Source organism: Streptomyces sp. NPDC087906 (assembly GCF_055584925.1).
Map to the genome: position 1 here is coordinate 108,074 of NZ_JBVJLC010000010.1, position 26,410 is coordinate 134,483.

A 26,410-nucleotide genomic window follows, 5' to 3' on the forward strand; every position below is an offset into this window, starting at 1 on the left:
CACCCGCTCTTGGTGGTTACGGCTCCGTTGTCAGTACCTTGGCACTGACACCCATGGGGAGAGCGAGGTCGCAGGTGGATGGCGTGAGGTATCCGGGCGGTGTGCGCGCGGACGGGATGCCGGCCGTGCTGTCGGACCCGGACCGACTCGCGGCACTGCGGACCGCGGGCCTGGTGGGCAGCGGCCCCGAGCCCGTCTTCGACGACCTGACCCGGCTCGCCGCCGCCGTGACCGGCTGCTCACTCGCGGCCATCACCTTCGTCGACGAGTACCGCACGTTCTGGAAGTCGGTCCCCAGCCTTGAGTACGGCGGTGTCGCCGCCTGGCAGAACGCGGTCCCCGACAGCTTCTGCTACTTCCCCGTCGGCATGGGCGCTCCGTTCATCATCGAGGACGCCGCCGTCGACCCGCGTACCGAAGGCCACCCCGCGATCAAGCCGTGGGGGGTGGGGGCCTGGGCCGGCTTCCCGATCCTCGGCCCCGGCGGCGAGGCGATCGGCAGCATGTGCGTGATCGATCCGAGTCCGCGCACATGGCGGCCGCAGGACCTGGAGACGATGGCGGCCCTGTCGCGCGCCGTCAGCAACGAGATCAATCTGCGGATCTCGCTGGCCGCGACCCGCGCGGCCCTGGAGGTCTCCAGCGATCTGGCCCGCAGCCTGCAGGACAGCCTGCTGCCGCCGTCGCTGCAACCGGTGCCCAACCTGGACACGGCGGCCCTGTACCTCTCCGCCACCGGCTCCCCCGGCCTCGTCGTCGGTGACTTCTACGACCTGTTCCACGCCCGCGGGCCGTGGTGGTCGGCGGTGATGGGCGACGTCTGCGGCAAGGGCGTCGAAGCGGCGAAGGTCACGGCGCTGGCCCGGTACACGCTGCGGGCCGACGCGTCCGAGCACCTGTCCCCCGCGACGGTCCTCGACCGGCTGAACACGGCGATGCGCAGCCAGGGCGCCACCCGCTTCCTGACCGCCGCGTACACGACGTTCCGTACGTCGCCGTCGGGCGTGACGGGCCGGTTGTGCCTGGCCGGCCATCCCCCGCCGCTGGTCAGACGGGCCGACGGGCGGGTGGAGCAGCTCGGCAAGTTCGGCACGCTGCTCGGGGTGGTCGACAAGGTACGGCTGGCCGACGTCCGCTTCCGGCTGGCCGCGGGCGATCTGCTGCTGCTCTACACGGACGGCGCCTGCGAGGCCCGTCCCCGGCCGGGCAAGGACGGCGGCCCGGCCCGCCCGATGTTCGGCGAGGAAGAACTGGCCCGCACCCTCGCGGACTGCCACGGCCTGGACGCGGCGGCCACGATCGACCACATCGCGGCGGCCCTGGCGGCGCGCCACGACGGCTGGGCGAGCGACGACACGGCGCTGCTGGCGCTCCGGGTCCCGGACCGGGTCTGACCACCGCCCGCTGTGCGGCGCTCATTCCTCCGTGACGCGGATGATGGTTCTGCCGGGCGTGCGCTTGTCGCGATTGCCGCTGTCCGGACCGAACGCGGCGGCGGCCTCGGCCAGTGGCCGCACCGATCCGACGAGCGGCTCAAGCCGGCCGTCCCGTACCCGCCGGGCGAGTTCGGTGAGGACGGTGCGGTCGGGTTCGACGACGAAGAAGACGGCCCGGCCGTCGCGGGGGCGGACGGTCACCGGCTGGGCGATGGTGACGAGCGTGCCGCCGGGCCGCACCAGCGCGGCGGAGCGGTCGAGGATGTCGCCGCCGATGACGTCGAAGACCACGTCCACCTCCCCGATGTCCTCAAGGCGCTCGTTCTGGAGGTCCACGAAGGTGTCGACGCCCAGCCCGACGGCGGTGTCGCGGGCGCCGGTTCGGCCGGTGCCGATCACCCGGGCGCCCGCCTCGCGGGCGAGCTGCACGGCGAAGGACCCGACGCTGCCTGCCGCGCCGTGGATCAGCACCGTCTGGCCTGCGGCCAGTTGGGCGTGGTCGAAGAGCGCCTGCCAGGCGGTGAGTCCGGAGATCGGCAGGGCCGCCGCCGTGGTGTGGTCCACATCGGCGGGGAGCGGGGCGAGGTTGCGGGCCTCCACGGCGGTGTACTCGGCCAGTGAACCGTCGCGGGTCCAGTCGGCCAGCCCGAAGACGCGCTGACCGACCGTCAGGCCGGTCGTGCCGTAGCCCAGTTCGGCGACCTCACCGGACAGCTCGTGGCCGGGCACGCTGGGGGTACGGTCACGCCCTGCCCGGTCGGTCCAGGTGGCGGGCCAGGCCAGCTCGCCGGGGGTGAACCCGGCTGCGTGGACGCGCACGATCACGTCGTTCTCCGCCGCGTGCGGATGCGGCAGATCCGTAAGGGTGAAGCCGCCGACTCCGGCGTCACGGTCCTGGACGGTGATGGCTCGCATGCGTCATTCCTCCGGGCCGGGGGGTGTTCAACCACGACCGTACGTCGCTGGAGCCTCCTGGACACTGCACACGGGGCGGACTTACCGCGCCGTGGCCCGAATGGCGCCGCCCGGCGGGGTCAGGAGGGTGACGATCCGGCGTACGGCAGGGTCGCGCCGCCGGGCGCCCGCGCGCCCCTCGGTAGGATCCCCGGCAGGCGCCGACCGCGCGAAGCGGGACAACGAGCGCCAACTCAGCCGGATTTTCTCCCGGTTGCGCCCGGCGCGACAGCGCGGGGAACGGCGACCGGAACACCAAGTGAGTGGAGAGCCAGTCATGCGTGGAGGCAGCATAGCGGTCGTCGGCGGCAGCATAGCGGGGTGCGCCGCGGCCCTGGCAGCGGCGCGCGGCGGAGCGGAGAAGATCACCGTCTTCGAGCGCGCCGATGCCCAACTCCGCGACAGGGGGGTGGGTATCGCCCTCCAGAGCGACCGGTACGACGAGCTGCGGGACGCCGGGTACGTGGCCCCCGAGATGCCGTGGGCGCCGCTGACCCGCCGGGTGTGGACCGTACGCGACGGCGACGCGCACCACGGCAGGGCCCTCGGCGAGCAGCCGTTCCCCTTCCGCGCCTACAACTGGGGTTCGCTGTGGAGCGAGTTGCGCCGCCGCGTGCCCGAGGACGTCGACTACCGCTCCGGCGCGGTGGTGACCGGCCTGGACCCGGACGACGAGGGCGTGTCGCTGCGGCTCGCCGACGGCTACGAGGAGCGCTTCGACGTCGTGATCGGGGCCGACGGGTACCGCTCCGTCGTCCGTGAGGCCATGTTCCCCGGCGCGGGGGCGACGTACGCCGGTTACATCGGCTGGCGCGGCGCGTCGCCGGACACCTCGGGGCTTCCGTCGGACGGCAACGACGCGCACAACATCGTGTTCCCCGGCGGTCATTGCATGGCCTACCGCATCCCGAACGGCTCGGGCGGCCACCTGCTCAACTGGGTGCTCTACACCGAGCCCCCGCAGGTCGACGGCCTCCACCCCGACCTGAAGACCCCGACCTCCCTGCCGCCGGGCCGCCTCAACTCGCAGCTCACCGCGCACCTTCGCGACCTCGTCGCGGAGCACTTCCCGCCGTACTGGGCGGAGAAGGTCCTCGGCACACCCGCCGAGACCACCTTCATCCAGCCCATCTACGACCTGGAGGTGCCGCACTACACCTCGGGCCGGATGGTGCTGGTCGGCGACGCCGCGAGCGTAGCCCGACCGCACATCGGCGCCGGCAGCGTGAAGGCGCTCCAGGACGCCACCGCGCTGGAGGCCGCCCTGGTGGCCGGGGGCAGTTGGAAGGAAGCCCTGGAGAGGTACGACGTGAACCGGGGCGCCGTGGGCTCGGCCATGGTCGCGCTCGCACGGCGGATGGGCAGCGCGCAGGTGGAGAACACCCCGGACTGGTCCGCGATGGGCCAGCCGGAGTTCGAGGCATGGTGGCAGGACCAGAACAGCGGCTCAGACCGCCGCAGCGGCTTCGGCGGCCACAGCATGAAGGCCAAGTAGCCGCTGGAACGGGCAGGGTGCGGCGGCCGAGGACGCCGCACCCGCTTCCGGTTCTGGTTCCGGTTCCGGTTCCGGGCCAGGGTGCGGCTCCGGCCCGGGACGGCACCGGGCCCCGCCCTGGTACGGCACCCGGGCCGGCTCCGGTACCTGCACTCGCGTCCGGTTCCGGGACGCGTACCGCGCCATACCGCGCCGCACCCCACCGCGCCCGGATCAGCCTGCCTGCGGGGCCAGTTCGAGTGCGGCGTGCAGTTCCGTGGCGTCCGTACGGGCGTCCGCGCCGTCGAGTCGTAGCGTCATCCGTCCCGACGTGAGCACCGTGATCGTGCGGGCGCACTCGACCGCGCGCGCCGGGCTGGGGGACACCAGGAGGACGGCGATGCCCTCGTCCGCCAGCGTGACGACCAGCTCGTACACCTGCTGGACGAGGGCGGGGGCGAGGCCCTCCGTCGGTTCGTCGAGCAGCAGCACGCTCGGCGAGCCGAGCAGCGCGCGGGCGAGTGCCAGCATCTGCTGTTCGCCGCCGGACAGATCCGCCCCGCGGTTGTCCCGCCGCTCGCCGAGCCGGGGCAGCAGTTCCAGGACGCGCGCCGGGGTCCACACGCTGGGGCGCGTGGTGTCGCCACGGCGCGGCGGGCGGTGGGACAGCCGCAGGTGTTCCGCGACGGTGAGCCCGGCGAACACGCGGCGGCCCTGCGGTACGAGACCGATCCCGGCGCGGGCGATCAGGTGCGCGGGCTGCCCCGTCACGTCACGGCCGTCGAGCCGTACGGTACCGGCGCTGGGGCGCATCAGCCCCGCGACGGTGTGGACGAGCGTGGTCTTGCCGGCGCCGTTGTGGCCGACGACGGCGTGGACCGCACCCGCGGCCACCGACAGGTCGAGGCCGTGCAGGACGGTGCCGCCGTGGTAACCGGCGGTCAGACCGGAGAGTTCGAGCATCGGGGGCCGGTCATCCTCTCTCGTCAGCGGAAGCGGCGGACACGTCGGCCTTCGTACCGGTCTGGTACACCTCGCGGACCTCGGGGTGCGCGAGCGCTTCCTGCGTCGGTGCGGTGACGACCACCCGTCCCGCCGCCAACACGGTTACGTCCGTGGCGAGTTGTGCGACCACCTCGACATGGTGCTCGACCAGGATGATCGCGACGCTCGCCGGCAGCCCGCCGAGGATGCCGAGCAGCCGCCCGATGTCACCGTCCGTCAGCCCGGCGGCCGGCTCGTCCAGCAGCAGCAGGCGCGGCTCGCCCGCCAGTGCTGCGGCGAGGTCGAGCATCCGGCGCTGGCCGTGGGAGAGCGTGGAGGCCGGCCGGCGGGCGATGTCGGCGAGACCGACGGCCTCCAGATGGCGCAGCGCGGACTCGGTGTGCAGGCGCAGCCGGGACGGGCTGCGCCAGGCACCGCGGCGCTTCGGGTGGTGCGGCCAGCCGGCCAGTACGACGTTGTCCAGCACCGTCAACTCGGGTATGACGACCGGCTGCTGGAAGCTGCGGGCGATACCGAGGCGGCTGCGCCTGGCCGTTGACCTGCGGGTGACGTCCGTACCGCCGAGGACGATCGTGCCGTGGTCGGGCTTGTCCGTACCCGCGATGAGGTTGAGCAGGGTGGTCTTGCCCGCGCCGTTGGGGCCGATCACGGCATGCCGGGCGCCGGCCGGAAGCCGCAGGCTGACGTCGTCGACGGCGGTGAGACTGCCGTACCTGCGGGTGAGTTGGGTGAGGTCCAGCACCGGAGGCGCCGGAGCGTCGGTCGGTACGCCGGGCGGGCCCTCGGTCGGCGCCTCGGTCGGCGCCTCGGTCGACGCGTCATGCGGTGCGGACGTCATGAGGAGACCTTCCCGGCGAGGGTCGGGGTGAGATCGTCCTGCGCGCCGCCCCGCCGCGGCGCCCCGCGCAGACCGGCAAGGCCCCGCGGCAGCAGGTACACGGCGGCGACGAACAGCGCGCCGAGCAGCAGCGGACCGTGGCCCGGCCATGAACTGGCCACCCAGTCGCGGGTGGCGACGATCAGCCCGGCGCCCAGCAGCGCGCCGATCACGGACGTCGAACCGCCGATGACGACAGCGAGCAGCGCGAAGGCGGCGATCTCGAAGCCCACGTCGGCGGGTGACAGGTACTGCTGGACGGTGACCATCAGCGAGCCGCCGATGCCCGCGAGCGCGCCCGCGCAGATGTGCGCCACCAGCAGATAACGCCCGACCGGGTGCCCGGAGGCGCGCATCCGCGCCTCCGCGCTCCTGGTGCCGGTGAGCAACTTCCCCGCCGGGGACCGCAGTACGAGCAGGGTGACGGCGACGGCGATGACGGCGACGACGAGCGCGTAGTTGTAGACCTGGCTCTCGTCGGACATCCCCTCCCCGCCCCACAGCGCCTGCGTGGATGGGAAGCCGACGAGACCGTCGGCGCCGCCGGTGGCGGACTTGAACTGGTTGATGACCGCGCTGCTCAGCTCACCGATGGCGAGCGTGATCATCAGCACGGTCGTGCCGCGCGCCCGGATCACGGCGGGCCCGGTCGCCAGGGAGAAGACGGCGGCGGCGAGCGCCGAGAGGACCACCTGGACGGGGCCCATGTTCCACCCGGCGTCCGCGAGGTTCGCTGTGGCGTACGCGCCGACGGCGAACGGCGCGGTCTGGCCCAGGGTGGGCAGCCCCGCGTACCCGGTGAGGATGGTGACACTGACCGCGAGCAGCCCCAGCGCGAGGGCGGAGCCGGCGAGCGTGATGCTGTACGCGTCGAGCATCCCCGGCAGCGCGATCAGCAGGACGAGCAGGACGAGCAACGGAGCGGCCTGCCGCCAAGCGGCCCCGCCCGGCAGCCGGTTGAGGGCGGCGAAGGGGCCCACCCGCTTGGTGGGCGGGACGGGCGAGGACGGGACGGGCGTGGACGATACGGGCGTGGACTGGACGGGCGACGAAGCGGCGGGCGCCGAACTCGCCGCCACCGCACCAGAAGCATCGCGGCGCGACCGTATCCGCCCGGCCAACTGCCGCCGGAGCCGGGCCAACGGGTCGGCGGACGGCCCCTCCGGGCCGTGCACGGCCGCCGGTTCCGCGAGGCGGGAGCGGAGCACCAGCACCGCCGCCATCGCGGCGAACAGCAGGTAGGGCGCCAGGTCCGGAGCGATCGAGACACCCAGGGTCTGGACCTCGCCCACCGCGATCGCCGCGAGGAGCGTCGCCCACAGCGAGCGCAGCCCGCCGAGGACGACCACCACGAGCGACAGCATCAGCACGTTCTCGGACGTACCGGGCCCGGGACCGATGATCGGCGCCCCGAGCACGCCCGCCGCACCGGCCAGCGCACCCGCGGCGGCCAGGACGCCCATGTGCACCGCCCGCGGGTTGTGGCCCGTCGCCGCCAGCATCTGCGGGTCGTCGGCGGCGGCACGTACCGCGGCGCCGACGCGCGTCCTGGTCAGCACCCATGTACCGAACGCGGCGAGCAGCACCGCCATCACGATGAAGCAGAGCCGGTACGCGGGGTACCGGTGGCCCAGCAGCGTCACCGACGAGTCGAGCGCCTCGGGGACGCGGACGGGAAGCTCGTCCGCCCCGAAGAACTGGATGAGCAGATCACCGCCGATCAGGGCGAGCCCGAACGTCAGCAGTGCTTGCGCGAGATGCCCACGCCGGGCGAGCGGCGCGGTCGCGGCGGACAGACCCGCCCCCGCCGCGCACGCCGCCGCGGTCCCGGCGGCCAGCCCGAGGGCGAGACCGCCCCAGGTCCCGTCGCTCAGCTCGGCTCCCGTGTACGCGCCGATCGCGTACAGCGTGCCGTGCGACAGGTTCAGCACCCCCGCGGTGCCGAAGGCGAGACTCAGGCCGGCGGCGACGACGAACAGCAGCAGCCCGTAGGCCACTCCGTCCACCGCCGGCATGAGGTGGGCATCGATGGATCCCATGTCAGCTACCGAGTGTCGCCAGGTCCTGCACCACGACGTTGGCGAGCTGGTCACCGTCGGGGCGCACCTGACGCAGGTACCAGGACTGCACGGGCGAGTGCGCCTTGTCGCCGAACTCCCAGGCGCCGCGCGGGCTGTCGATCTGGCCCAGGCCGCCGATGGCCTTGTTGATGGTCTGCGGCGTCACGTCGCCCTTCTTCGCCGCGTCGGCGATCGCCTTGTCCAGGACGGAAGCGGCGTCGTACGAGGCCATCGCGTACGTGGTGGGCTGCGAGTCGTGCTCGGCCGTCCAGTCGGCGACGAACGTACGGTTGGCCTGGTTGTCCAGGTCGGCCGCGTAGTTGAGGACCGAGTAGATGCCCTTCGCCGCGGGGCCCTGCGCCTGGAGCACGCTGCCCTCGGTGACGAAGGCCGTGTACAGCGGCAGGTCGGCGATGTCGGACTGCGCGTACTGCTTGGCGAAGTCGATCGCGGCCTTACCGGCGTAGAAGCTGTAGACCGCCTTGGCGTCGGTCTGCGCGATCTTCGCGAAGTACGGCATGAAGTTGGTGGTCTGCGGGAACGGCGTCCAGGCGGTCTTGCCGTCGGGGTTGGCGAGCTTGCCGCCGATGCGCTTGAACTCGTCGGTGAAACCGCGCAGTTCGTCGTAGCCGCCCTGGTAGTCGGGGCCGATCGCGTAGACCGGTCCGTCGACCTTCTCCTTGACGTACGGGGCGATGGCCTTGCCCGGCTCGTCGGACAGGAAGCTCGTCGTCCACACGTTGCTGATGTCCTTGATGGGCGGCCGGGCGTTCGACCCCAGGAAGGGGATCTTGGCCTGGTCGACCAGCGGCATCACCGCGGCGACCGAACCACCGCTGACGAGCCCCGTCAGGACGTCGACCTTGTCCTTCTTCACCAGCTTGGTGGCCGCGGGCACAGCGGTGGGCGGGCCGTCGCCCTCGTCGGCCACGAGGAGTTCGACCTTGCGGCCGCCCAACTTGTTGTCGTGGGTGTCGAGGTAGAGCTTGAAGCCGGCCTCAAGCTCGGTGCCGACCGGCTTGTACGTGCCGGACAGGGAGGCCACCAGGCCGACCTTCACGGTGTCGTCGCCGGCGGCGCTGCTGCTGCCGCTGCACCCGCTCGCGGCCGCCAGGCCGAGAACGAGGACGGTGGCGCCGACCGGCCGGAATCTGCGGCGGCGCGAAGGGGATATGTCGAAGAACATGAAAGCTCTCATCAGTGGAGTGGTCAGGACGGACGGCTACGTACGGTTCGGGCGAGTGGCACGGTCGTACGGTGAAGCGGATACGAATACGGATACGGATACGGATACGAATACGGCGCGGCGATCAGCCGGGCAGCGTGCTCGGGTCGCGGACCTGGGGCGACAGCGAGTCGCCCACCTGGTTGATCAGTTCGGACATCATGTAGCTGACCTCACCGATGTCCGCGTCCCTGGTGGTGGTCACCAGCAGGGAGGCACCGCTGGAGACGGCCATCGAGAACATGTAGCCGCCCTCCATCGCGGTGAGGCTGTGCTCGACGGGATCGGTGTTCGTCAAGTGCGCAGCCGCGGACAGCAGGTTGACCACGCCTGAGGAGATGGCGGCCAGCCGGTCGGCGTCGTCCTGGCTCACGCCGGTGTAGGCCAGGGCGAGCCCGTCCACGGACACCGCGATGGCCGAGGAGACTTCCGGAATGCGTCCGGCGAAGCCGCTCAGTATCCAGCTCAGGTCGGTGGGTGAGGTCATTTCTTGCTCCGTTCGGTGTCGGCGTCGCTGGCGGAGCGCCCGCGGTTCGTACTCCTGCTGATCCCCTGGGTGTATGCCGCCAGGACATCAGAGACCTGCCGGGAGTCCCGGCGGCGGGGTGACGGCCTCGGTGCGGCGGCTGCCGAGCGCGGTTCGGCACTGTCCTTGTTGCCCAAGGTGGGCCATTGCTGCGGGGTGTTGCGCTGCCGCAGCGGCAGTCCAGAGGAGCTGACGCCGGCGACACGCGAGACCGGTTCGTCGCGCACGGGGTCGCGCACCGGGCGCCCGCCGGGCGGGGTGCCGTGGCGGACTCCGCCCGGGTATCCGCCGGGCGGCTGACCGCCGGGCCCCTGGCCACCGGGCGCCTGACCGGCGGACGGACGGCCGCCCACGGGCGTACCTCCCGTACCGGCACCCGGACCGGCACCTGCTCCGACACCGGCTCCGACGGGGGCGCCGGGGCGTTCGGGCGTACGCATGGGACCGTTCGGCCGCTCGGGCATACCGGCGGACGAGCCGTTCTGGCCGTTCGGGCCCCTCTGGCCGTTCCGGTCGTGCGGGCCGTTCTGGCCGTTCGAGCCGTTCCTGTCGTGCTCGGGCCACCCGCCGGCTTCGACGGGCTGCCTGCGGCCGTTCTGTCCCGGCGCCGCGATGCGCCGGGGCGCCTCGTAGCTCACCGCGTTGCCGCGGTCCTCCTGGGCGCGTTCCTCGCCGAACACGCCTTGCGGCGCTGGCGGCGCCGTCTGCGGCATCGTGGCCAGTACGTTCGACGGCAGGGTGACCTCGGCGATGGTGCCGGGTCCCGACGAGTCGCGCAGTTCGACGACGATGCCGTGCCGCGCGGCGAGCCGCGAGACCACGTGCAGGCCCATGGACCGTACGTCGCCGATGCCCGCCTGCGGCTCGCGTAGCGCGGCGTTGTGTACGGCGCGGCGCTCGGCCTTGATGCCGACGCCCTCGTCCACTATCTGCACGACGGCCCGGTCGGAGAGCCGCCATACGGCGACCCCGACCTGCTTGTCGGGCGGCGAGAACCGCGTGGCGTTGTCGAGGAGTTCGGCCAGGATGTGCGCGACGTCGTGCACGGCGCGGGCGGCGATGCCGATCCCCGCCTCGATGACGCCGAGCGACACGCGGTCGAAGCGCTCGATCTGCTGCGCGGCCGCCACGATGACGGTGGAGCAGTCGATGTCGCTCGCGCGCACCCGGGCGTTCCCGTAACCGCCCAGCACCAGCAGGTTGTTGGTGTTGCGCTCCATGCGGATGGCGAGGTGGTCGAGGGCGAAGAGCGTCTTCATGCGCTCGGGGTCGGCCTCGTCACGCTGCACCGCGTCGAGTTCGGACACCATGACGGTGGTCAACTGCGCGCCCCTTCGGGCGACACGGACCAGTGTCTCGGCGAACTGCTCGTGGATGTGGGCCTGTTGCGCGGCCAGTCGGACGGCTTCGTGGTGGACGGCGTTGAACGCCTCGCCGACCTCGCCGATCTCGTCGTCACCCGTGGTCTTGACCGGGTTGCCGGTCCGCGCGGCCATCTCCTCGGGCGACGCGGATCTCAACGCGCCCGGCTGGGACAGCTCGTTCATGACGGCGGGCAGCCCGGTGTGGGCCACCTCGTGCGCGGCGTTGCGCAGGTCGCGCAGCCGGCGGATCATGACGCGGCCCAGCCGGATGGCGACGAAGACGGCGCCGAACAGGGTCAGCAGCACCAGGGCCGCTTCGGCCCCGGCCGTCCAAAGGAGCTTGGAGCGGGCGTCCTTGACCGTCACGTAGACGGCCGCGTCGATCTGCTTCTCCACCTCGCCCAGCAGCGAGAGCCGGTCGGTGGACGCCTTCTGCCACGCCGACGGCGTGACGTCGATGTCCTGACTCGTGCCCGTACGGCCGATCTTGTCCTCAAGGCGCCGGGCCTCCAGCGCCTTCGGGCCGGAGAGCGTGCGCTCCAGCCAGGTCCGCCACTCGGCGGGGCCGAGGTCGTACAGGACGCCGATCGACTCGGTGTAGCCGAGCTGGCCGCCCTCGAACGTCCGCTGCGATGCGGTCGTGAAGCCGCCGGCGGACTGCGCCCTCATGACCGTGACCTGGTCCTGCGCCCGGTACTCGGCCGCCTTGGACAGGGCGGCCGCGGCCCGGATCTGGTCAGCGATGTCGGCGTCGACACCGTTGGCCTGGGCGATGCCGTCGCGGTAGTTGTTCAGGTCGGCGATCACGATGCGGTAGCCGAAGGCGAGCGCGGAGATGGTGCTGCTGCCCGAGCGCACCTGGGCGCGCAGGGCGGGCATCTCGTCGATGAAGCGCTGGATACGGTCCAGCGCCCCTTGCGCGCTCCCGGGCACATCGGACAGCTTCCGGGCGTCCCTGCGGAAATCGGCGACGCTCTTGTCGGTCTTGGTGGTACTTACGCGAAACGCATCCAAATCTCCCTGTTTGGAGACCAGCGCGGTGGCTGCCACCCGCTCGCCCTGAAGCTGACGGGTCAGCTCGCCCGCACTGGCCGCGACGTCGACCATGGTGGTCAGCCGGTTGGCCTGGACCGCCTGATCGGTCGCCGGCGCGAGCGCCAGCACCGAGAAGGTGACCGCCACAGTAAGAGGCGCGGTGACCAGCAGGACGAGGCGACGATTGATTTTCACTGGGCGGCTCCGTTGCCGGAACCACTGCCGAGTATCGGTGTCAACGCAGATACCTGTTAACGGGTCGTGGGGGTGTCGCGGGAACTCCGGTCATGGTGCTCACGGTGCGGATGGGGCCCCAGTGGCGCGGCTTGATCCTAAGCCGTAGCACGTAACCACAGACGCGGCATCGGCGAAAAATGGGCGCACACACCAGAACAAAGTCGATCCAACACGGTCACCGACGCCACCACAACAACCTGGCCGCAGGCCACGGCAATTGGCCGAATAAGTCCGCCAAACCCCCCTTGACCAGGCCTCATCCACTTCGCGCTGACCCCACACACGCCCAACCGAACGCTCACGATCCGCCCCGGCGCGGCGACTTGACTGATCATCCAAGCCCGCAGGGTCGTTGCAGAATGGTTAGATTCGCTAGCGCAACGTGTCCCCCGACACACCCAATTTGAGTCACCCCAAACCAAGAAACTTCCGTTTCCCACCGTTGTACGGGACTCTGCCAGGTAAGCGGCGATCGGCGCCCCGCCGGACCGCGGGAGGGGGACGAGGATGGCGCACGCGGACGCGGAGAGACAGCGCTGGCACTTCTCCCCCGGCACCCGCGCGCTCTCGGCACCGTCCGCGGCGGCCGGCGGGGTGTACGTCAGCAGCGGACCCGAGGTGTACGCGGTGGACGCGGCCACCGGCGAGCAACGCTGGAGCTTCACCGCGGGCGGTGACCGGATCGGCACGACCCACCCGACGGTGGCCGACGGCACGGTGTACGTCGGCACCGACCACGCGGACGGCCACGTGTACGCCCTGGACGCGGCGACAGGACACCCACGCTGGCGAACCACCGCCGGCGCCCCCATGAGTTCCACCCCCCTGGTGGCCGACAGCACGCTGTACGTGGGCGGCGAAAGGGGCCTGCACGCTCTCGACGCCACCACCGGAGACCAGCGCTGGGAGTTCACCCCCTGCCCGATATCCCCGCGTCCGGCAGCGGCCGACGGAGTGCTGTACGTCCACGCCGGCCAGCGCGCCGGCGGCGGCCTGTACGCCCTGGACGCCGCCACCGGCCACCAGCACTGGAGGTTCACCACGGGCCGCGAATGGGGCGAAGGCTCAGGCCCGGCGGTAGCGGACGGCGCCGTCTACGTCGGCAGCGGAAGCAGCCTGTACGCGGTGGACGCCCGCACCGGCCACCAGAAATGGGAGTTCCGCACCGCCCACTACGTGACCGCGTCCCCGGTGGTCGCGAACGGCCTCGTCTACTGCGGAAGCTGGGACAACCACCTGTACGCGGTGGAAGCCGCCACCGGAGAGCCCCGCTGGAAGTTCCCCGCGGAAGGCGCGGTGGCATCCCCCGCAGTCGTGGCCGACGGCCTGGTCCACTTCGGCAGTTGGGACTTCACCCTCTACACAGTGGACGCAGCCACCGGCGCCCTGCACCGGACGTTCCCCGCCACCGACTGGGTGAACTCCCCGGCGATCATGAACGGCCTGACCTACATAGCCACCCGAAACGGCCACCTCTACGCCGTACAGTAGAAAAACCCCAAGCAAAAGCCCCAGGTCACGGCGAGTGAGTCCTGGGGCTTCCACAGAGCCGCCTTCGGGATTCGAACCCGAGACCTACGCATTACGAGTGCGTTGCTCTGGCCAACTGAGCTAAGGCGGCGTGCCGTCTGCACCATGGTGCGATCAGCGGCGACGCCAAGTCTACACAGTTTCGAGGGGTGGTCCGTACACGCCCCCCTTGGGGGCCTTTGGGCAGGTCAGGAGCACTTTTTGTGGGCTGCCGGGGGTGTGCCTTCCAGGAGGTACGTGTTGATCGCCGTGTCGATGCAGTCGCTGCCTCGGCCGTAGGCCGTGTGGCCGTCGCCGTTGTAGGTGAGGAGGGTGCCCGAGGAGAGCTGGGCTGCCAGGGACTGGGCCCATTTGTAGGGGGTCGCCGGATCGCGGGTGGTGCCTACCACGACGATCGGGGGCGCGCCGGCGGCGGTGATGCGGTGCGGGGTGCCGGTGGCCTTGGTGGGCCAGTAGGCGCAGTTCAGGGAGGCCCAGGCGAAGCCTTCGCCGAAGACCGGGGACGCCTTCTCGAACGACGGGATCGCGGCCTCGACGTCCTGGGGCGTGGCGAAGGCCGGCGGGAGGTCGAGGCAGTTCACGGCGGAGTTGGCGAACATCAGGTTCGCGTAGCTGCCGTTGCTCTCGCGCTCGTAGTACGAGTCGGCCATGGCGAGGAGCGCGGCGCCGTCGCCGGTCATCGCGCTGCTGAGCGCGTCGCGCAGTTGCGGCCAGGCCGACTCGTCGTACATGGCCTCGATCACACCTGTGGTGGCCAGGGACTCGCCCAGCTTCCGGCTCTGGCCGGTCGGGATCGGCTTGGCGTCCAGGGTGCGGAAGAACGTCTTCATCCGCTTGGAGGCGTCGGCGGCCGACTTCGTGCCCAGCGGGCAGTCGCTCTTCTTGACGCAGTCGTCGGCGAAGGACGTGAAGGCCGTCTCGAAGCCGGCGGTCTGGTCGCGGTTGAGTTCGCGGGCCGGGAGGGACGGGTCCATCGCGCCGTCGAGGACGAGCCGGCCGGTGTGCTCGGGGAACAGGCCCGCGTACGTCGCGCCGAGGAAGGTGCCGTATGAGGCGCCGACGTAGGAGAGCTTCTTGTCGCCCAGCGTCTGCCGGAAGATGTCCATGTCACGGGCGGCGTCGACGGTGGAGACATGCGGGAGGATCTTCGCCGACCGCTTCTCGCAGCCCTGGGCGAACTTCTTGAAGGCCGCCGAGAGTGCCGTCGTCTCGGCCTGGTCGTCGGGGGTCTGGTCGACCTGGGTGTAGGCGTCCATCTCCTTGCCGGTGAGGCATTCGACCGGGGCGCTGCGGGCGACGCCGCGCGGGTCGACCGCCGCCATGTCGTACCGGGCGCGGATCTGGGCCGGGTAGCCGATGCCCGCGTACCCCGTGAGGTAGTCGATGGCCGAACCGCCGGGGCCGCCCGGGTTGACGAGGAGGGAGCCGAGGCGTTTGCCGGGGCCCGTCGCCTTCTTGCGGGCCACCTTCAGGTCGATCTCGGCGCCGGAAGGCTTCGCGTAGTCGAGCGGGGCCTTCAGCGTGGCGCACTGGAAGCCCGAGGGGCCGCACGAGCGCCAGTCGAGCTTCTGCTCGTAGTACTTCTTCAGGGCCGCCTGGTCCACGGGACCCGCCCCGCCTTCCGGTGCCGCGCTCCCCGCCGGGGCCGTGCCCGAGGCGGCGCCGGACGCCGCGTCGGAGGCCGACGCCTTCGGCGAGGAACTGCCCGAGCTGCAGCCGGAGATGAGCAGGCCGACCGCGACGATGGCTGTGGCGGAGGAACGGAACAGGCGCCTGGTGTCCATCAGCGGAGCCTAACCGCCCCGGCAGGTCCGGCGCCCGCCGGAACTCCTCGTACGGGTGAGGGAGCGGGCACCGCGGAGAGTCGGTGCACCGCCGAGAGTCAGCCGGCGCGCAGGGAGACCGCCATCGACTCCACCGCCAGCAGCGGCGCCACATTGCGGTCCAGCGCCTGGCGGCAGGCGACGACCGCCTCTATCCGGCGCAGCGTACGCTCGGGGGTGGAATCGCGGGCCACCCGGTCCAGCGCGTCCCGTACGTCCTCGTTGGCGAGCTGGACCTTCGAGCCGACCTGGATGGCCAGCACGTCCCGGTAGAAGCCCGTGAGGTCCGTGAGGGCGAGATCGAGGCTGTCGCGCTGCGTACGGGTCGAACGGCGCTTCTGACGGTCCGCCAGCTCCTTCATCACCCCGGCCGTGCCACGCGGCATCCGGCCGCCCGCCGACGCGCCGAGGGCCGCCTTCATGTCCTCGGTCTCCTTCACGTCGACGTCCTCCGCGACCTGCTTCGCGTCTTCCGTCGCCGCGTCGATCAGCTCCTGCGCCGCCCTGAGGCAGCCGCCGATGTCCGCCACCCGCAGCGGGAGCTTCAGGACCGTGGCGCGCCGGGCACGGGCCCGCTCGTCCGTGGCGAGGCGGCGGGCCCTGCCGATATGGCCCTGGGTGGCGCGCGCCGCCGCGTGCGCGGCCTCGGGCTCGATGCCGTCCCGTCTGATCAGGACGTCGGCGACGGCGTCCACCGGGGGCGTACGCAGGACGAGATGGCGGCAGCGGGAGCGGATCGTCGGCAGAACGTCCTCCAGGGAGGGCGCGCAGAGCAGCCAGACCGTACGGGGCGCGGGCTCCTCGACGCCTTTCAGCAGTACGTTGCCCGCGCCTTCGGTGAGCCGGTCGGCGTCCTCCAGGATGTTGACCTGCCAGCGCCCGCCCGCAGGGGAGAGCCCGGCGCGGCGGATCAGCTCGCGGGTCTCCTTCACACCGATGGACAGCAGGTCCGTGCGGATGATGTCGACGTCCGCATGCGTGCCGATCAGGGTCGTATGGCAGCCGTCGCAGAATCCGCAGCCCGGCTCGCCGCCGAGCGCACGGTCCGGGCTCGTGCACTGGAGGGCGGCGGCGAAGGCCCGCGCGGCGGTGGAGCGCCCCGACCCCGGCGGGCCCGTGAACAGCCAGGCGTGCGTCATCTTGGACGCCTCGGGCGGTGCGGTGCCCTCGGCCTCCGCGGTGACCCTGGCGTCGGCGTCACGGGCGGCGGCGGCGAGCGTGTCCCGGACACGCTCCTGTCCGACCAGGTCGTCCCAAACGGTCATCCGCCGTCACCGCCTCCGCGCGTCATGTCGTTGCTGGATTCGTCGCTGGATCCATTGTGCGGGCGGGGTCTGACAATCAGCGGCGGCGACCACGCCGTCCGCCGGTGTCCTCCTCGTCGTCGTGCGGGCCCAGCAGCTCGTCGGCCAGGGTCGGGAGATCGTCCAGCGGGGTCTCCTCCGCCCAGTCGGAGCGACGGCGGGGCGCCGGCTGGGCCGGCTGGGCCGGCGGCTCCGGGGCGATCTGCGGCAGCTCCCTGGTCCGGTCGTTGCCCGCGTCGGCGGGCTGGGCCGAGTCGTGCCGCGCCGCGTCGTCGCGGAAGAAACCGTGCGGAACCCGGTCCGCCGGGTCGGTGTCCCTCCTGGCGGCAGAAGCAGGTGCGGGAGCAGACGCAGGTGCGGCGGCCGACGGCGGTACGGGCGCCAGCTTGGCGGTCTCGTCCACCGACCTGTCGGAAGCCGACCTGTCGGATCCCGACCCGTGGGACGCCGACCTGCCGGAAGCCGGCCCGTCAGGCTTCCGACCCGGCTCAGGGCTGTCCTGCGACCCGCCCTGCGCGCCGCTCTCCGGCACGTCCCTGATCTGCGGCATCACCGTCGTCTCGGCGTCGTCCGGCCGCGTCGCGTCGGGCCGTACCGCCGGGACCTCCTGCGTCACGTCGTCCGGAGCGACACTCCGCTCACCGGCACCGGGCTTGTCGGCATCCCGCTCACCGGCGGTCGGCTTGTCCTTACTCCGCTCGTCCGCGGCCGACTTCTCGGCGGCCGCAGCCGCCGCCGCGGCGGCGGACTCCTCGGCCAGCCGCCGTGCCTCCTCGGCACGCAGCAGCGCCTGCTCCGCCCTGCGCTGCTTCTCCAGCCGGCGCTCCTCGGCCTCGGCGCGCAGCTTGGCCTCTTCCTCGGCCTGCTTCCTGAGGCGCGCCTGCTCCGTCTCGTACGCCTGCTCCTCGGCCTCGCGGCGCCTGCGGTCCTCCTCGGCCTGCTGACGGGCTTCCTCCGCCCGCTGCCTGGCCTCCTCCGCCTGCCGTTCGGCCTCGCGCTGCCGCGCCTCCTCCAGCTCGCGGCGCTTGCGCTCCTCCTCCTCGGCGCGGAGCTTGGCGAGCTGCGCCTGCCGCTCGCGCTCCAGCCGCTCCTCCTCCGCCTTGCGCGCCGCCTCTTCCTCGGCGCGCCGGCGGGCCTCCTCGATCGCGGCCTTCCGCGCGTCCTCCTGGGCCTGGATCTCGGCTTCGGACAGCGGCAGCATCTGGTCGAGGCGGTGGCGTACGACGGTGGAGACCGCACCCGGCTCCTGGGCACCGTCCACCACGAGATAGCGACCGGGGTCGGCGGCGGCCAGGGTCAGGAAGCCGGTCCGCACCCGCTGGTGGAACTCGGCGGGCTCGGACTCCAGCCGGTCGGGCGCTTCGGTGAAGCGCTCACGCGCCGCCTCGGGCGAGACGTCGAGCAGCACCGTCAGATTCGGTACGAGTCCCGCCGTGGCCCAGCGCGAGATCCGGGCGATCTCGATCGGTGACAGGTCGCGGCCCGCGCCCTGGTAGGCCACGGACGAGTCGATGTACCGGTCGGAGATGACGATCGCGCCGCGCTCCAGGGCGGGGCGTACGACCGAGTCGACGTGCTCGGCGCGGTCCGCCGCGTACAGCAGGGCCTCGGCGCGGTTCGACAGACCAGCGCTCGACACGTCGAGCAGGATCGTGCGCAGCCGCTTGCCGACCGGGGTCGCGCCGGGTTCGCGCGTGACGACCACTTCGTGGCCCTTCGCGCGGATCCATTCGGCGACGGCCTCGACCTGCGTCGACTTGCCGGCGCCGTCCCCGCCCTCTATCGCGAGGAAGAAGCCGGTGGCGGCGGGAGCCTGCACCGGGTCGGCGCCGCCGCGCAGCGCGTCCCGCAGGTCGTGCCGCAGCGGCACGCCGGAGCGGTCGTCCGTCTTGGCGAGGACGACGGCGGCGACGGGCAGCAGCAGCGCGCCGACCAGCATCAGGGTGAATGCGGCTCCGCCGTGGGCGAAGACGAAGTCGCCGTTGGCCAAGCGGTGCGGGCCGATCGCGGCGGCGACCAGCGGCGCGATGACGACGCCGAGGCCGACGAAGACCCGGACGACCGCGTGCAGATGGTCGGTGACCCGGCCGCGCCGGTAGTCCTCGCTCTGCAGGTCGATGAGCGTGTGGCCGGTGTTGGCGGCGACGCCCGCCGCGTAACCGGCGAGCAGCGCGAGGAACAGCACCGTGGCCGTGTCCGGGACGAGGCCCATGACGAGCAGGGCGATGCCGGTGACCGCGATGGCCAGCACGAGCAGTCGGCTGCGGGACAGCTTGGGCAGCACCTTGGCCGCCGACCGGATGCCCAGACCCGTACCGCCCGTGAGGGCGAGGACGAGCAGGGCGAAGGCGACGGGGCCGCCGCCCAGGTCCTTGGCGTGCAGTACGGACACGGCGACGGCGGAAGCGATGGCCGCGGCGATCGCCGAGCAGGCCAGCACGAGCAGCGGGACGGCGCCCGTACGGCCCTTGTCGAGTCCGTCGCGGTGGCCGCCGGGTCCGCTGACGGGCCGGCGCAGCCCTTCGAGCGGGGAGCGCGGACGGGGCGTCCGGCCGCCGGGCAGTTCCAGGAAGTACAGGGTCGAGACGGACGCGGCGAACAGCCCGGCCGCCACGTACGAGGCGAGGGCCGCCTGGTGCAGCGAGAACCAGCCGATGCCGGTGCCCAGCAAATTGCTGATCAGCGCGGCGACGAGCAGGACAGCGGCAGCGGCCGGTACGGCGAGGAAGGTCGTACGCAGCGACAGCCGGCGCAGCGCGTCGAGGTGGTCGGGCAGCGGCCGTACGGCGGCGCCCTCCAGCGGCGGGGCGGGGAGCAGGGCGGGCGCCGCGCTCTCCTTCGCGACCGTCCAGAAACGCTCGGCGACCCCGGCCACGAAGACCGTGCTCAGCAGGATCGGCAGGGCCCGGTCGGGCGTCCATGTGATCCACAGGGGCGCGACGATGAGCAGCGCGACCCGCAGCACGTCCGCGACGATCATCGTCCAGCGGCGGTCGAACGGACCGCCCTCCCGCGCCGGTTTGACGCGCTTGGGAGCCTTGGCCGGCCCGGCGTCGAGCGTGGGCACCGCGGCGCCCGCAGGACTCGCGCCGGAAGCGGCGGAAGCGCCGGACGGTGCGGGATCGGTGGCGTCAGGGGTGGTCGTCTTCGGTCGTGCGCCCGGGGTCAGCAACGCGGTGATCGGGCCCAGGAGCAGGGACCCGAACAACAGCGTGGCAAGGATCCGGGCGCCGAACACAGCGGCGACCGCGAAGGCCACCCCTCGGTATCCGGCACCGAACGAGCCCTCGGCGACCGCCGCTTGCAACGACAGCAGCAGAAGCACGAACACGGCGAGTACGTCGCCGATCCCGCCGACGAGCTGAGCGCCCCACAGCCGCCGGAGCGGAGGGAGGCGCAACAAAGATCGTACGGCGCGCTCTCGTGAGTCTGCGGCAAGTGCGTCGGAGTCGGAGGTGGGGCTCACGACCGTTGGCTGCTCGGCTCGCGTCATTCGCCCAGCCTATCCGGAGCCTCCGACACCATGACGACCCCGTCCGAACAAACGGACGCGGCAGGGCGCAACTCGCCCCGCCGCGTATCGCCACAGCGCTCCGCCGGAGGGTCAACTCCCCCGGCAGCGCGGTCTGCTCGCCCGGCCCGGCGGCGGTCTGCTCGCCCGACCGGACGGTCTACTCGTCCGGCTGGGAGGCCGAAGACGCCGTCGACTTCGCCGTCGACTTCTTCGCCGCCGACTTCTTGGCGGTCGTCTTGGCGACCGTCTTCTTGGCGGTGGTCTTCTTCGCCGCCGTCTTCTTCGCCGGTGCCTTCTTGGCGGCGGCCTTCTTCGCTGTCGTCTTCTTCTTGGCCGGGCCCTTGGCGCGCTTCTCGGCGAGCAGCTCGTAGCCCCGCTCAGGCGTGATCTCCTCGACGCTGTCGTCGGTCCGCAGCGTCGCGTTCGTCTCGCCGTCCGTCACGTACGCGCCGAAGCGGCCGTCCTTGACGACGACCGGGCTGCCGCTGACCGGGTCCGTGCCCAGCTCCTTCAGCGGCGGCTTGGCAGCGGCCCTGCCGCGCTGCTTGGGCTGCGCGTAGATCGCCAGCGCCTCGTCGACCGTGATGTCGAAGAGCTGGTCCTCGGTCTGCAGCGAGCGCGAGTCCGTGCCCTTCTTCAGATACGGGCCGTAGCGGCCGTTCTGCGCGGTGATCTCGACACCTTCGGCGTCCGTGCCGACCACCCGGGGCAGCGACATCAGCTTGAGGGCGTCGGCCAGCGTGACCGTGTCCAGGGACATGGACTTGAAGAGCGAGGCCGTGCGCGGCTTGACCGCGTTCTTGCCGGTCTTCGGGGTGCCGTCGGGCAGCACCTCCGTCACGTACGGGCCGTACCGGCCGTCCCGCGCGATGATCTGGTGCCCGGTCTCGGGGTCGGCGCCCAGCTCGAAGTCGCCGCTGGGCTTGGCCAGCAGCTCCTCCGCGTACTCGACGGTCAGTTCGTCAGGAGCCAGGTCCTCGGGCACGTCGGCCCGCTGGTGGCCCTCTTCGTCCTTCTCGCCGCGCTCGACGTACGGGCCGTAGCGGCCGACGCGCAGCATGATCCCGTCGCCGATCGGGAAGGAGGAGATCTCCCGGGCGTCGATCGCGCCGAGGTCCGCGACGAGTTCCTTCAGGCCGCCGAGGTGGTCCCCGTCGCCGTTCCCCGCGGCCGACGCGGCGCCGGCTTCCTCGTCGCCCTGGCCGAAGTAGAAGCGCCGCAGCCACGGCACGGAGTGCGCCTCGCCCCGCGCGATGCGGTCGAGGTCGTCCTCCATCCGTGCCGTGAAGTCGTAGTCGACGAGCCGGCCGAAGTGCGTCTCCAGCAGGTTGACCACGGCGAAGGAGAGGAAGGACGGCACGAGCGCCGTGCCCTTCTTGAAGACGTAGCCGCGGTCGAGGATGGTGCCGATGATCGAGGCGTACGTCGACGGGCGGCCGATCTCGCGCTCTTCCAACTCCTTGACCAGCGAGGCTTCGGTGTAGCGCGCCGGCGGCTTTGTGGCGTGGCCGTCGACCGACATGTCGTCCGCCGTCAGCGGGTCGCCCTCGGTGACCTGCGGCAGCCGCCGCTCGCGGTCGTCCAGCTCGGCGTTCGGGTCGTCGGCGCCTTCGACGTACGCCTTCATGAAGCCGTGGAAGGTGATGGTCTTGCCGGAGGCGGAGAATTCGGCGTTCCGGCCGTCGCTGGACAGGCCGCCGATCTTGACGGTGACGCTGTTGCCGACCGCGTCCTTCATCTGGGACGCGACGGTCCGCTTCCAGATCAGCTCGTAGAGCTTGAACTGGTCGCCGGTGAGACGGGTCTCGGCGGGAGTACGGAAGCGGTCGCCCGACGGGCGGATCGCCTCGTGCGCCTCCTGCGCGTTCTTGACCTTGTTGGCGTACGTGCGCGGCTTGTCCGGCAGGTAGTTCGCCCCGTACAACTGCGTGACCTGCGCGCGGGCCGCCGAGATCGCGGTGTCCGAGATGGTCGTGGAGTCCGTACGCATGTAGGTGATGAAGCCGTTCTCGTACAGCTTCTGGGCGACCTGCATGGTGGACTTCGCGCCGAAGCCGAGCTTGCGCGAGGCCTCCTGCTGGAGCGTCGTCGTACGGAACGGCGCGGACGGGGAGCGGCGGTACGGCTTCGACTCGACCGACCGCACGGCGAAGGACGTCTCGCGCAGGGCGGCGGCGAGCGCGAGGGCGTTCGTCTCGTCCAGGTGCAGGACCTGCTCGGACTTGAGCCGGCCGTCGGAGCCGAAGTCACGGCCCTGGGCGACCCTGCGGCCGTCGACGGCGGAGAGCCGCGCGACCAACTGGGACGGGTCGGACGCGTCGCCGGCGCGGCCGGTGTTGAACGTGCCCGTCAGGTCCCAGTACTCGGCGGAGCGGAACGCGATGCGCTCGCGCTCACGCTCGACGACGAGGCGGGTGGCGACGGACTGGACGCGGCCGGCCGACAGGCCGCGCATGACCTTCTTCCACAGGACGGGCGAGACCTCGTAGCCGTAGAGGCGGTCGAGGATGCGGCGGGTCTCCTGGGCGTCGACCATGCGTGTGTCCAGCTCACGCGGGTTGGCGACGGCGGCCTTGATCGCGTCCTTGGTGATCTCGTGGAAGACCATCCGGTGGACGGGGACCTTGGGCTTGAGCACTTCCTGGAGGTGCCAGGCGATGGCTTCGCCCTCGCGGTCCTCGTCCGTCGCGAGGAAGAGTTCGCCGGACTCGGCCAGCAGGTCCTTGAGCTTCCTGACCTGGGCCCTCTTGTCGGCGTTGACGACGTAGATCGGCTCGAAGTCGTTCTCGACGTCCACGCCGAGCCTGCGCACCTCGCCGGTGTACTTCTCGGGCACCTCGGCCGCGCCGTTCGGGAGGTCGCGGATGTGCCCGACGCTCGCCTCGACGACGTAGCCGGGGCCGAGGTAGCCCTCGATCATCTTCGCCTTGGTCGCCGACTCGACGATGACGAGTCGGCGGCCGCCGTGTGCGGTCTCGCTGGTCGGGGACAACTTCGCTCTTCTCTCCGGATCGGCGCTCGGTGGGCCCGTACTGCTGTACGGCACGGCACCGCGGGCCCGCCCTGGCCTCGCTGTGACGCTGCTCCGCTGCGGAGTGTGACGGTACAACCCGCCCCCGTGTCAAACGGCAAAACCCGCAACGGACCCTCGAACGGTAACCCGACTCCAGCCATTCCTGCCGCCCGGACCCCGCTACCTGCCGCGCCGGGCCGCCCGGCCGACGGCTCCGGCGCGGTGCGGCGGGACGGTCGGTGCGCCGGGCACGCAAGCGGGTCCCGTGCAGGTCCGGCGGCCTGTCGGGGCCGCGCGGCGGAGCTGGTCGATCATGGTCGGGCAGTGCTGGCCGACTCCGCCGATTAACGTGCCGGCGGCAGGGCGCTTGGATCACATACGACTGAAGCACCACACGCCGAGAGCGAGAAAGACCACGCCCGAGAGTGTCGCGAGCGTGATGGACGTCGCAGGCCGCACTCCGTGGGCCACCGGCGCGCGGTGCAGGACGCGCGCTCCGGTCCACAGCAGCAGCGCGGCGCCGAACAGCGCGAACACCGCACCCGCGAAGATCGCCGGGCCGCTCTCCATGTCCGTACCTCGCCGTCCCGTCGTGCCGCCTGAACCCCTGCCCAACAGGCAGAAGGCTGAGGCTGGCACCTCGTGACGTCAGGGACGCGAACTGCGGGTGAACGCCGCGCACGGCTTCACCCGGCCGCTTCCGCAGCGGGTCCGTCCGGTCCGTCCGGTCCGCCCGGTCCGCCCGGGGCGGGCGGGGCGGTCGGCGTCAGGAAGCCCTCCTCGACCAGCAGCCGGATCGACTGCGGCGTGCGGTCGCGGAGCAGCACCGGATCCTCCCCGACGAGCTGTGCGATGGCGTCCAGGATCCGGCCGGCGCTCAGCGTCCCGTCGCAGACCCCGGCGAAGCCGGCGCCGACCGTGTCGACCTCGGTCGCCCGCCGCATGCCGCGGTGCTGACGGAGCACCACATGCTCCGGGTCCTCGGCGCCCGGCAGCCCGACCTGCTCCTGGACGACCTCGGGCGCCAGCAGGAAGTGGCCGGTGAGCAGCGCCGCGTCGTCATGGGTGCGCAGATAGTCCTGCCGCTCGAAATGCGCCCGTACGGTCTCGCCGAGCGGCTGCTCCACCGAATGCGGCCATTCCTCGACGACGACCGAGGGCCGGGCGGCGCCCGACTTCCGCAGGGTGATCCAGCCGAAGCCGATCCCCGTCGTCCTGCGCGCCTCGAACTCGTCCAGCCAGGCCTCGTACCGTGCCGCGTACTCGGCGGGGTCCGTGCGGTGGTCGCCGCTGTCCCGCAGCCACAGCTCCGCGTACTGCGTGGGGTCCTGCACCTCGCGCTGCACGATCCAGGCGTCGCAGCCGCGCGGCACCCAGGAGCGCAGCCGGTCCTGCCACTCCTCGCCCTCCACATGCTGCCAATTGGCGAGGAACTGCGCGAAGCCGCCGTCGTTGAGCCGCTCCCCCGCCTGCTGGACGAGCGTGCGGCACAGGTCGTCCCCGCCCATCCCGCCGTCGCGGTAGGTGAGCCGGGCGCCGGGCGAGATGACGAAGGGCGGGTTGGAGACGATCAGGTCGTACGTCTTCCCCGCGACCGGTTCGAAGAGCGAGCCCGCGCGCAGCTCGGCGGCAGGCGCCCCGGACAGCGCCAGCGTGAGCCGGGTGAAGGCGAGCGCCCTGGGGTTCAGATCGGTGGCGGTGACCCGGGTGGCGTGCTGGGCGGCATGCAGCGCCTGGATCCCGGATCCGGCGCCGAGGTCGAGCGCCGAGCCGACGGGGGTCCGTACGGTGAGCCCGGCGAGCGTCGTGGAGGCGCCGCCGACGCCGAGCACGACCCCTTCGTCATGGCCGCTCGCGCCGCCCGCACCGCCGACCGACAGGCCGAGGTCGGAAACGATGAACCAGTCCTGGCCCTCGGGACCGCCGTACGGCCGCACGTCCACCGTGGCGCGGATCTGCCTCGCCCCGGGCCCGTCCCCGGCCCCGGAACCGTCCGCCGCGTCGTCCCGTACGACCCAGCCGTCGGCGAGCGCCTCGGCCAGCGGGAGCGCCGCTTCCGCCCGCGCGGCCGGCACCGGCAACTGGAGCAGGAAGAGCCGCACGAGCGTCTCCAGCGGCGAATCGCCGCGGGTGGCGCGCAGCGCGGGCACGGTCTCGCTGCGCGCCAGCGCCGCGTACGCGGCGGCGCCCAGCACGTCGAGCAGGCCGTCGACGGTGAACCCCGCGGCGAGCAGGGCCGCGCGGAGCCGGGCCGCGTGGTCGGGCGCCGGCAGCCCGGCGGCGGCCGGGAGGCCGTCGGACGCGGGCAGGCTGTCAGGCGTGGAAGGGCCGTCGGGCGTGGGAAGGCTGTTCGTGCTCACCTGGCCATTGTGACCGCTGCCACTGACATCGCGCCTGCGCCCGCCCCCGGCCGGGCCGGGTCAGGCAGACGGCGAGGGTGACGCCTGGGCCGACGGGGTCTGGAGCTGGCAGCTCGGCTGCTTGGCCATGGCCTTGCCCACATCGCCCGACTGCAGCTTGCGCAGCGCCTGGTCGCTGCCCTGGCTGACCTTCTGCAACTGCTCACCGACATCCTTGAGACCGTCGGCGAACTTCGCCTGGTCCTTGGTGTCGAGCGCGTCGACCTGCTTCTGGAGCGCGGTGTACGCCCCCGACGTGGCGTTGAGTTCGGCGACCGCCGCCTGCTGGGTCTTCTTCTGGTCGTCGCCCCCGGGCGGCGGGCCCGCCTTCTGCAGCGCCGCGGCCTGCGCCTTGAAGGCCTCGGCCTTGGCCCCGAAGGCCGCCGAGTCGGTCTTCTGCACCTCGGCCGGCTTGATGTTGCCCGACGTCGCCTGCTGGATGGACGCGTCGGCGGCCTCGATCTTCTTCCGCTGCGGCTGGACCTGGTCGCAGACCTGCTTGGCCCAGTCGTTCACCTTGCTGTCGCTGTCGTCGCTGCAACCGGACAGCGACATGAGCAGTACCGCACCGCCGGACAGCGCGGATACGAGCTTCTTGTTCACCGGATTGGTTCCCTTCCAAGGCTCTCGGCCC

Annotated in this window: 17 protein-coding genes and 1 tRNA gene; 3 read left to right on the forward strand and 15 right to left on the reverse strand. The window is 72.0% G+C overall.

Annotated features, from left to right (window positions below; translation table 11 throughout):
- Positions 1 to 53 precede the first annotated feature (53 nt).
- Positions 54 to 1,394, forward strand: a complete 1,341-nt coding sequence (locus ACZ63I_RS26305; RefSeq protein WP_469341474.1) for a PP2C family protein-serine/threonine phosphatase — start codon at positions 54 to 56, stop codon at positions 1,392 to 1,394.
- 21 nt (positions 1,395 to 1,415) lie between these two features.
- On the opposite strand, the gene ACZ63I_RS26310 is transcribed toward ACZ63I_RS26305, so the two are convergent.
- The gene (locus ACZ63I_RS26310; RefSeq protein WP_469341475.1) at positions 1,416 to 2,351 is read right to left on the reverse strand and encodes an NADP-dependent oxidoreductase; all 936 of its coding nucleotides are present in this window, start codon (positions 2,349 to 2,351) and stop codon (positions 1,416 to 1,418) included.
- Positions 2,352 to 2,667: 316 nt separating this feature from the next.
- Here ACZ63I_RS26310 and ACZ63I_RS26315 point away from each other — a divergent pair, with 316 nt between their 5' ends.
- Positions 2,668 to 3,885, forward strand: coding sequence for an FAD-dependent monooxygenase (locus tag ACZ63I_RS26315; protein WP_469341476.1), 1,218 nt, complete (start codon positions 2,668 to 2,670; stop codon positions 3,883 to 3,885).
- 213 nt (positions 3,886 to 4,098) lie between these two features.
- Here ACZ63I_RS26315 and ACZ63I_RS26320 read toward each other — a convergent pair whose 3' ends face one another.
- The 6 genes from ACZ63I_RS26320 to ACZ63I_RS26345 form a co-directional block, all read right to left on the reverse strand.
- Positions 4,099 to 4,827, reverse strand: a complete 729-nt coding sequence (locus ACZ63I_RS26320) for an ABC transporter ATP-binding protein (RefSeq protein ID WP_469341477.1) — start codon at positions 4,825 to 4,827, stop codon at positions 4,099 to 4,101.
- A gap of 10 nt (positions 4,828 to 4,837) precedes the next feature.
- Positions 4,838 to 5,707, reverse strand: coding sequence for an ABC transporter ATP-binding protein (locus ACZ63I_RS26325; protein WP_469341478.1), 870 nt, complete (start codon positions 5,705 to 5,707; stop codon positions 4,838 to 4,840).
- The gene (locus ACZ63I_RS26330; RefSeq protein WP_469341480.1) at positions 5,704 to 7,785 is read right to left on the reverse strand and encodes an ABC transporter permease subunit; all 2,082 of its coding nucleotides are present in this window, start codon (positions 7,783 to 7,785) and stop codon (positions 5,704 to 5,706) included. The genes ACZ63I_RS26325 and ACZ63I_RS26330 overlap by 4 nt, the downstream gene beginning before the upstream one ends.
- Position 7,786: 1 nt before the next feature.
- Positions 7,787 to 8,992 carry an ABC transporter substrate-binding protein gene (locus tag ACZ63I_RS26335; RefSeq protein ID WP_469341655.1) on the reverse strand — a complete coding sequence of 402 codons (1,206 nt, stop codon included), beginning with the start codon at positions 8,990 to 8,992 and terminating at the stop codon, positions 7,787 to 7,789.
- A gap of 124 nt (positions 8,993 to 9,116) precedes the next feature.
- The gene (locus tag ACZ63I_RS26340; protein WP_469341482.1) at positions 9,117 to 9,518 is read right to left on the reverse strand and encodes a roadblock/LC7 domain-containing protein; all 402 of its coding nucleotides are present in this window, start codon (positions 9,516 to 9,518) and stop codon (positions 9,117 to 9,119) included.
- Complete coding sequence (locus tag ACZ63I_RS26345) at positions 9,515 to 12,151, reverse strand: sensor histidine kinase (RefSeq protein ID WP_469341484.1); 2,637 nt, start codon at positions 12,149 to 12,151, stop codon at positions 9,515 to 9,517. The genes ACZ63I_RS26340 and ACZ63I_RS26345 overlap by 4 nt, the downstream gene beginning before the upstream one ends.
- A 549-nt stretch (positions 12,152 to 12,700) precedes the next feature.
- Between ACZ63I_RS26345 and ACZ63I_RS26350 the strand changes: the two genes are divergently transcribed.
- Positions 12,701 to 13,684: an outer membrane protein assembly factor BamB family protein gene (locus ACZ63I_RS26350; RefSeq protein WP_469341485.1), complete on the forward strand. Its 984-nt coding sequence runs from the start codon at positions 12,701 to 12,703 to the stop codon at positions 13,682 to 13,684.
- Positions 13,685 to 13,740: 56 nt separating this feature from the next.
- Here ACZ63I_RS26350 and ACZ63I_RS26355 read toward each other — a convergent pair.
- From ACZ63I_RS26355 to ACZ63I_RS26390, 8 genes are all read right to left on the reverse strand, one after another.
- Positions 13,741 to 13,814: transfer RNA gene (locus ACZ63I_RS26355), tRNA-Thr, on the reverse strand.
- A 97-nt stretch (positions 13,815 to 13,911) separates the two neighbouring features.
- Positions 13,912 to 15,507: an alpha/beta hydrolase gene (locus tag ACZ63I_RS26360; RefSeq protein ID WP_469341487.1), complete on the reverse strand. Its 1,596-nt coding sequence runs from the start codon at positions 15,505 to 15,507 to the stop codon at positions 13,912 to 13,914.
- A gap of 98 nt (positions 15,508 to 15,605) precedes the next feature.
- Positions 15,606 to 16,811 carry a DNA polymerase III subunit delta' gene (locus ACZ63I_RS26365; RefSeq protein ID WP_469341488.1) on the reverse strand — a complete coding sequence of 402 codons (1,206 nt, stop codon included), beginning with the start codon at positions 16,809 to 16,811 and terminating at the stop codon, positions 15,606 to 15,608.
- A 76-nt stretch (positions 16,812 to 16,887) separates the two neighbouring features.
- Positions 16,888 to 20,343, reverse strand: a complete 3,456-nt coding sequence (gene tmk / locus ACZ63I_RS26370; RefSeq protein WP_469341489.1) for a dTMP kinase — start codon at positions 20,341 to 20,343, stop codon at positions 16,888 to 16,890.
- 178 nt (positions 20,344 to 20,521) lie between these two features.
- Positions 20,522 to 23,356, reverse strand: a complete 2,835-nt coding sequence (gene topA / locus ACZ63I_RS26375; RefSeq protein ID WP_469341491.1) for a type I DNA topoisomerase — start codon at positions 23,354 to 23,356, stop codon at positions 20,522 to 20,524.
- Positions 23,357 to 23,749: 393 nt separating this feature from the next.
- Complete coding sequence (locus ACZ63I_RS26380; protein WP_469341492.1) at positions 23,750 to 23,947, reverse strand: hypothetical protein; 198 nt, start codon at positions 23,945 to 23,947, stop codon at positions 23,750 to 23,752.
- A 116-nt stretch (positions 23,948 to 24,063) separates the two neighbouring features.
- Entirely contained in the window at positions 24,064 to 25,686 is a 1,623-nt protein-coding gene (locus tag ACZ63I_RS26385) for a DUF7059 domain-containing protein (protein WP_469341657.1), read from the reverse strand.
- A 111-nt stretch (positions 25,687 to 25,797) separates the two neighbouring features.
- Complete coding sequence (locus ACZ63I_RS26390; protein ID WP_469341494.1) at positions 25,798 to 26,379, reverse strand: small secreted protein; 582 nt, start codon at positions 26,377 to 26,379, stop codon at positions 25,798 to 25,800.
- Positions 26,380 to 26,410: the final 31 nt, after the last annotated feature.